This window comes from Rhizobacter sp. P1_G5, from assembly GCF_056405435.1.
The window spans coordinates 1-8,014 of record NZ_JBFUCB010000250.1 but is presented as its reverse complement, the minus strand read 5'-3'; the positions used below and the strand labels follow the sequence as shown (position 1 = coordinate 8,014).

At 68.4% G+C, this 8,014-nt stretch carries 6 protein-coding genes; 2 read left to right on the top strand and 4 right to left on the bottom strand.

Annotated elements, in window-relative coordinates:
• From AC1D12_RS17685 to AC1D12_RS17670, 4 genes are all read right to left on the bottom strand, one after another.
• Positions 1–179 (bottom strand): BufA1 family periplasmic bufferin-type metallophore (locus AC1D12_RS17685; protein WP_477841889.1); only part of this gene is annotated, 179 nt, incomplete at its 3' end.
• 128 nt (positions 180–307) lie between these two features.
• A complete protein-coding gene (locus tag AC1D12_RS17680; RefSeq protein ID WP_477841887.1) occupies positions 308–1,744 on the bottom strand; it encodes an efflux transporter outer membrane subunit in 1,437 nt (478 codons plus the stop codon).
• Between the two features lie 14 nt (positions 1,745–1,758).
• A complete protein-coding gene (locus tag AC1D12_RS17675; protein ID WP_477841885.1) occupies positions 1,759–4,944 on the bottom strand; it encodes an efflux RND transporter permease subunit in 3,186 nt (1,061 codons plus the stop codon).
• A 33-nt stretch (positions 4,945–4,977) separates the two neighbouring features.
• Positions 4,978–6,162 (bottom strand): efflux RND transporter periplasmic adaptor subunit, encoded by a 1,185-nt coding sequence (locus AC1D12_RS17670; protein WP_477841883.1) that lies wholly within the window; start codon positions 6,160–6,162, stop codon positions 4,978–4,980.
• Positions 6,163–6,334: 172 nt separating this feature from the next.
• On the opposite strand from AC1D12_RS17670, the gene AC1D12_RS17665 reads away from it, so the two are divergent.
• Both AC1D12_RS17665 and AC1D12_RS17660 read left to right on the top strand, forming a co-directional pair.
• Positions 6,335–7,327 (top strand): LysR family transcriptional regulator, encoded by a 993-nt coding sequence (locus AC1D12_RS17665; protein WP_082004304.1) that lies wholly within the window; start codon positions 6,335–6,337, stop codon positions 7,325–7,327.
• Positions 7,328–7,411: 84 nt separating this feature from the next.
• Positions 7,412–8,014 (top strand): alpha/beta hydrolase (locus AC1D12_RS17660; RefSeq protein ID WP_477841881.1); only part of this gene is annotated, 603 nt, incomplete at its 3' end.

Sequence of the window (8,014 nt, the reverse complement as noted above, 5' to 3'; positions counted from 1 at the left end):
ACCTTGGACTGGCCAGCACACGAATGCGTGCCCGACGTGTTGGCGCAGTCGTTCTGGCCGGCCTTCGCGATGCCGAAGCACTTCTCCTTGGCCTTCTCGTCGGCAGCCTGGGCCTGGCCCAGCAAGCCCAGGGCCAGCACGGAAGCGAGGGCGGATGAAGCGATCAGACGGTTGTTCATGCGGTTCTCCTATCGGGGTTCAGGGATGGCGTCGCCATCGGTGAAAAGATGAAACGAYCCGCCTGAGTCGCGCTCGGGCGGGTCGTCTTACATCGGCCGACATCATGCCCGCATGAACGGGCCCCGTGTCACTGGGTGGTTTCCCAACCCCCGCCGAGGGAGCGGATCAGGCCGACCGTGGTCGTGGCCCAGGTGCCGCGCAGCTTCACCGCCTGCCGCTCGATGGTCAGCAGGTCGCGCTGCGCTTCGAGCAGCTGCAGGTAGCTGTCTTCGCCGGCGCGGTAGCGCTTGTCGGCCAACTCCGCGGCGCGGCGCGCCGAGGCCACGGCCGCATCGGTGAAGCCCACCTGCTCGCGCACCGAGCGCAGGCCGGACAAGTTGTCTTCCACGTCGGCGAAGGCCGTCAGCACCGATTGCCGGTAGTCGGCCACCGCGCCTTCGAGCTGCGCCTCGGCCCGCTTGACCGCGGCCTTGTTGCGCCCGCCGTCGATGATCGGCAGCGAGAACACCAGGCTGGTCAGCCAGGACTGCGCGTTGGTCTTGAACAGCTCGCTCAGCTCGTTCGACGCATAGCCGCCGTTGGCGGTCAGCGCGAGTGCCGGGAACAGCGCCGATTTCGCGACGCCGACCCGTGCCGTCGCCGCCGCCATGCTGCGCTGCGCGGCCGTCACGTCGGGCCGGCGTTCCAGCAGCGCCGACGGCAGGCCCGGCGGCACCACCGGCACGCTGGCGTCGAGCGCGAGCGGCTGGTTCTCGAAGCTGAAGCCCGACGGGGCCTGGCCGAGCAGCAGCGCGAGCGAATGCTCGATCCGCGCGCGGCTGCCGCGCAACGCGACCACCTCGGCCTGCAGCGTCGACAGCTCGGTGCGCGAGCGCGCCACGTCGAGCTCGGCAACGTCGCCGGCCTGGAAGCGCTTGCCGATCAGGCGCACGTTCTCGGTGCGCAGCGCGAGCGTCGCATCGAGCTGGGCCGCTTCGGCATCGAGCGCACGCAGCGCGAAATACGTCTGCGCCACGTCGGCCTGCAGCGCGAGCAGCACCGAGCGGTAGCTCGCCTCGACCTGCTCGGCGTCGGCCCGCGCGGCATTCACGCCGTTGCCCACGCGCTGGAACAGGTCGACCTCGTAGCTCGCGCCCAGGCCGGCCGTGTAGACGGTGGACGGCGACACCGGCGTGCCGGCCGGCAYGCCGGCCTGCGCCGGCGCCGAGCGGCTGCGCGTGGCGCCGGCATTCAGGCCGAGTTGCGGCCAGCGGTCGGCCTCGGCACTGCCGAGCGAGGCACGCGCCGCCTTGACGCGGGCGGCGGCCGACGCGAGCGTCGGGTTCGCCTTCGCGGCCTGCTCCTCGAGCGCATTCAGCTTCGCATCGCCGAACGTCACCCACCAGGCGCCGCGCTGCTGCGCCTCGGACGGCGCGGCGGCCTTCCAGCTGCCTTCGACGGCCGTCACCTCCTTGTAGGCCGACGGCACGCCCACGTCGGGCTGCGGCACCGTCGGGGCCAGCGAGCAACCGGCCAGCACCAGCGCCGTGACCAGCGCGGAAGTCTTGAACAATGTGTGTGTCATGGTCTTGTCGTCGCTCAGGTCGCCTCGTGCGCCACCGGCGCCGCGGCGGCGCCGGAGCGCCCTTCGATCGCCACCGCGAGCTTGCGCAGCAGCACGTAGAACAACGGGGTCAGGAACAGGCCGAACAGCGTCACGCCCAGCATGCCGGCGAACACCGCCACGCCCATSGCRTGGCGCATTTCGGMWCCGGCRCCSGASGASAACACCAGSGGCAGCACGCCCATGATGAACGCGATCGACGTCATCAGGATCGGGCGCAGGCGCAGGTGGCAGGCTTCGAGCGCGGCTTCGACGATGCCCTTGCCCTGGTGCTCCAGGTCACGGGCGAACTCGACGATCAGGATCGCGTTCTTCGACGCCAGCCCCACCAGCACGAACAACGCGATCTGCGTGAAGATGTTGTTGTCGCCCTTGGTCAGGTAGACGCCGAGCAGCGCGCACAGGATCGACGCCGGCACGATCAGGATCACCGCCAGCGGCAGCGTCCAGCTCTCGTACTGCGCGGCGAGCACCAGGAACACCAGCAGCACGCACAGCGGGAACACGATCACCAGCGTGTTGCCGGCCAGGATCTCCTGGTAGGTGAGGTCGGTCCACTCGAAGCTGATGCCGCGCGGCAGCGTCTCGGCCGCCAGCTTGGCCATGATGTCCTGCGCCTGGCCCGACGACACACCCGGTGCTGCGCCGCCGTTGAAGTCGGCCGCCATGTACGAGTTGTAGCGCTCGACGCGGTCCGGCCCGTAGGTGTTGCTGACGTTCACCAGGCTGCCCAGCGGCACCATCTCCTGCGCCGCGTTGCGCACCTTGAACTGCCCGATCGCCGAGGCGTCGGAGCGGAACGAGGCGTCGGCCTGCGCGATCACCTGGTAGGTGCGGCCGAACTTGTTGAAGTCGTTGATGTAGAGCGAACCGAGGTTGATCTGCATCGTGTCGAAGATGTCCGACAGCGGCACGCCCAGCTGCTTGGCCTTGGTGCGGTCGACGTCGGCCTTCAGCTGCGGCACGTTGATCTGGTAGCCCGAGAACACGCCCGCCAGCTGCGGCGTCTGCCACGCCTTCATCTGCAGCGCCTGCACCGCCTGGTACAGCGCGTCGGGACCGAGGTTGGCGCGGTCTTCGACGTACAGCTTGAAGCCGCCGATGGTGCCGAGGCCGTTCACCGGCGGCGGCGGGAACACCATGATGAAGGCGTCCTGGATCGCGCCCAGGCGCTTGTTCACCTCGGCCGCGATCGCGCCGCTCGACAGGTTGGCGGTCTTGCGCTTGTCGAAGTCGTCGAGCGTGTAGAACACGATGCCCGAGTTCGGCGCGTTCATGAAGCCGTGGATCGACAGGCCCGGGAAGGCCACCGAGCTCTTGACGCCCGGCACCGATTGCGCGATCTCCGACATGCGGCGGATCACGYYTTCGGTGCGGTCCAGCGAGGCCGCRTCAGGCAGCTGGGCGAAGCCGAYCAGGTACTGCTTGTCCTGCGCCGGCACGAACCCCGACGGCACGATGCGGAACATGAACACCGCGCCGACGATCAGCAGCACGTAGACCACGAGGGTCGCGCCCTTGTGCGCCAGCACGCGCTTCACGCCACCGGTGTAGCCGTGCGACGAGCGGTCGAAGAAGCGGTTGAACACGCGGAAGAAGCCGCCGAAGGCCCAGTCCATGGCCTTGGCGAGCTTGTCCTTCGGGGCACCGTGCGGCTGCAGCAGCACCGCGGCCAGCGCCGGCGACAGCGTCAGCGAGTTGAAGGCCGAGATCACGGTCGAGATCGCGATCGTCAGCGCGAACTGGCGGTAGAACTGGCCGGTCAGCCCGGACACGAAGGCGATCGGCACGAACACCGCGCACAGCACCAGCGCGATCGCGATGATCGGCCCGGAGACCTCCTTCATCGCCTGGATCGTCGCATCGCGCGGACTCAGCCCGTTGGCGATGTTGCGCTCGACGTTCTCGACCACCACGATCGCATCGTCGACCACGATGCCGATCGCCAGCACCAGGCCGAACAGCGACAGCGTGTTGATCGAGAAGCCGAAGCCCAGCAGCACCGCCATCGTGCCGATCACCGACACCGGCACGGCCAGCAGCGGGATCAGCGACGCGCGCCAGGTCTGCAGGAACACGATCACCACCAGCACCACCAGCGCGATCGCCTCGAGCAGCGTGTGGATCACGGCGCTGATCGAATCACGCACGAACTGCGTCGGGTCGTAGACGATGGCGTACTCGAGGTCCTGCGGGAAGTCCTTCTTCAGCTCTTCCATCAGCGCGCGCACGTCGGTCGAGATCTGCAGCGCGTTCGACTGCGGCGCCTCGAACAGGCCGAGCGCGACCGCCGGCTTGTTGTTCAGCAGCGAACGCAGCGAGTAGGTGGAGGCACCCAGCTCGAGGCGGGCCACGTCGCGCAGGCGGATCACGCCGCCGCTGGCGGTCAGGCTGCCGGTCTTGATGATGATGTCGCCGAACTCCTCTTCGGTGCTCAGGCGACCCTGGGTGTTGACCGACAGCTGGAACGGCGCGTCCTTGGCGGGCGAGGCACCGACCACGCCGGCGGCCACCTGCACGTTCTGCTCGCGGATCGCGGCGACCACGTCGGGCGCGGTCAGGCCGCGCGCGGCGATCTTCTGCGGGTCGAGCCAGATGCGCATCGAGTAGTCGCCGGCGCCGAACACCTGCACCTGGCCCATGCCGGCCACGCGGGCCAGCCGGTCCTTGATGTTGAGCACCGCGTAGTTGCGCAGGTAGACCTCGTCGTAGCGCGAGTTCGGCGAGAGCAAGTGCACCACCATCGTGATGTTGGGCGAGCTCTTGACGGTGGTCACGCCGATCTGCCGCACCTCTTCAGGCAGGCGCGCCAGGGCCCGCTGCACGCGGTTCTGCACCTGCGTTTCAGCCTGCTCGACGTTGGTGCCGACCTTGAAGGTCACGGTCAGGTTCATGCCGCCGTCGCCGGTGGCCTGCGAGGCCATGTACAGCATGTTCTCGGTGCCGTTGATGGCCTCTTCGAGCGGGGCTGCCACGGTCTGGGCGATCACCGTCGGGTTGGCGCCGGGGAAGCGCGCGCTGACGACGACCGACGGCGGCACGACCTCGGGGTATTCCGAGATCGGCAGCCGGAAGATCGCGATCAACCCGGCCAGGAACAACAGGATGGACAACACGGCCGCGAAGATCGGCCTGTCCACGAAGAATTTTGAGAATCGCATGGGGTCTCTCGATGTTTCTTGCTGGCGAGCCGTTTACTGGCGAGCCGGCGCGCTGGCCGCCGCGTCGGCATTCATCGCCACGACTTCGGGGGCCACCGGTGAACCGGGGCGCACGCGCTGCAGGCCGTTGACGACGATGCGCTCGCCCGGCTTCAGCCCGGCACGCGCGACGCGCAGCCCGTCGACCAGCGGGCCGAGTTGCACGACGCGGTACTCGGCCTTGTTCTCGGCGTTGATGACGTAGACGTACTTGCGGTTCTGGTCGGTACCGATCGCGGTGTCGTTGATCAGCAGCGCGGCCGGTGCGCCGATGTCGGCGCCGACCTGCACCCGTGCGAACAGGCCCGGGATCAGCGCGCCGTCCTTGTTCTCGAGCACCGCGCGCATGCGCACCGTGCCGGAGGCCGGGTCGACGCGGTTGTCGATGAAGTCGAGCCGGCCTTCGTGCGGGAAACCGCTCTCGTTGGTGAGGCCGGTGCGCACCTTGACGCCCTTGCCGCCTTCGCGCGCGGCGCCGCCGATGCTCAGGAAGGTGGATTCATCGCCGTCGAAGCTCACGTAGACCGGGCTGATCGAGACCAGCGAGGTCAGCACGACGCTGCTGTCGACCAGGTTGCCCACCGTGACCTCGGCCTTGCCGATGCGGCCGGCGAACGGCGCACGCACGACCGCGTATTCGAGGTTCAGCTTGGCGACCGCGAGCGCGGCCTGGTCGGCCTGCGCGCCGGCTTCGAGCTGGCGGGCGCTGGCGGCGCGCTCATCGAAATCGCGCTGGGCGATCGCGTTGTCGGCCATCAGGCGCTTCGAGCGTTCGAGTTCGGTGCGGCCGAGATCGGCCTTGGCCTTGGAGCTGGCGACCGCGGCCTCCAGCTTGGCCACCTCGGCCTGGTAGCTGCGCGGGTCGATCTGGAACAGCACGTCGCCCTTCTTGACCAGCGCGCCGGGCTTGAACTGCACCGCGTCGATCGTGCCGGGCACGCGGGCGCGGATCTGCGCCGACTCGATCGCTTCGATGCGGCCGGAGAAATCCTGCTGCTCGACGACGTTGCGCGAGACGACGACGGCGACGCTGACCGGCGGGGCCGGCGGCGGCCCGCCGGCGGGCGTGGCGGCCATCGCTTCGCCGCCGCGCGAGYAACCGGCCAGCGACAGCAGGGCAGCCGACACGAGCGTCAGCGCGACAGTCGAGAACATCAGAGGGGTGGGACGAAGGGTCATGGGGGTCATCCTGGACAGCGGAGCACAGGGCCCCAGCCGAAATAGAGAGACAAATGGAAATAGTCGACAGTCACGGGAAATACCCCATGCTGCGTTGCACCATCAAATGTATTGGTCTGTGAATCAGTTATAAAGTAGCGTTTTGCGGAATGACTGTTCAGGATTCAAGACAATGGACACCATCAAAGCCATGCAAGCCTTCGTCGGCGTGGTCAACACCGGCGGTTTCACCAGTGCAGCGGAGTTGCTGAACATGCCGAAGGCGACGCTCTCGGCCAGCGTGGCCGAGCTGGAAGGCCACCTGAAGGTGCGGCTGCTGCACCGCACGACGCGCAAGGTGTCGGTGACGGCAGACGGCGCCGCCTATTACGAGCGCTGCGTTCGCATCCTCGAGGATCTTCGTGACGCCGAGGAGTCGTTCTCGTCCAGCCAGGCCTCGCCGCGCGGCAAGCTGCGGGTYGACGTGAGCACCGCGGTGGCGAGCCGGCTGCTCATCCCGCTGCTGCCGTCGTTCTTCGAGCGCTACCCCGACATCGAGCTGGAGCTGGGCTGCAGCGACCGGCCGCTGAACCTGCTGAGCGAGGGTATCGACTGCGCGCTGCGCGTCGGCGAGGTGTCGGACCCGTCGGTGGTGGTGCGCCGGGTCGGCACGATGAACCTGGTGACCTGCGCGACCACCGGCTATCTGGCGCGCCACGGCCGCCCGGAGCACCCGCTCGACCTGAAGAAGCACACCTGCCTGAACTATTTCTCGCTGCGCACCGGCCAGGTGTTCGACTGGGAGTTCGTGCGCAACGGCGAGCGCATCCTGCTGCCGGTGGACAGCCCGCTGACGCTGAACGATTCCAACGCCTACGTCGACGCCTGCCTGGCGGGCCTGGGCGTCGGCCGGCTGCCGACCTACATGTTCCGCCAGTACCCGAGCTGCGGGGTGCTGGAGCTGCTGATGTGCGACTGGCTGTCGGACGAGATCCCGTTCCACGTCGTGTACCCGTCGAACCGCCACCTGTCGTCGAAGGTGCGGGTGTTCGTCGACTGGGTGGCCGAGATCCTGGAGCACCACACCGGCATGAAGATGTGCCACGAGGCGCGCGCCGAGCGCGAGAAGAGCGGCATCAAGCTGCCCAACAAGACGGTGCAGCTGCTCGAAGCGCAGGCGCATTGAGCCGAACGCGAACTATGGCCACTTGAACGCGGGGAGCGTGATCCGGGGATTCAAGCAAAGGGCGCTGCAGCCGAAGATCTGGCCATGCAGCTCCCCTATGCCCTCACCCGTGCCGGCTGGCCTGCCGCCGCGCTGACCGCGTTCGCCGCGGTGGCCGGCGACCGGCTGATCGACACGCAGCAGCGCAAGTGGATCTTCCGGCCGAACAAGCGCAACCGCTGGTCGCAGGCACGCGCGCTGCGCCGGCTCTCGGACATGCAGGAGGTGTGGATCGGCTTCGACTCGCAGCTCAGCGGGCAGCCGGTGCGGCTGCATGGCCTGTGGCTGGCGAACCCCGATCCGAAGGCGCCGTTGATGCTGTACCTGCACGGCGCGCAGCACGAGGTGACCTGCAGCGCCGAGCGCATGCGCCGGCTGCAGCGGCTCGGGTTTTCGGTGCTGGCGATCGACTACCGCGGCTTCGGCAAGAGCGGCGGCGAGCTGCCGTCCGAGGCCAGCGCCTATGAAGACGCCCGCGCCRCGTGGCAGTGGCTCGGCGCCCGGCAACCGGGCCAGGCGCGCTACCTCTTCGGCCACTCGCTGGGMGGTGCGATCGCGATCCACCTGGCGTCCGAGGTCGACGACGCGGCCGGGCTGATCATCGAGAGCAGCTTCACGTCGCTGTCCGACGTGGTCGCGAGCTTCAGC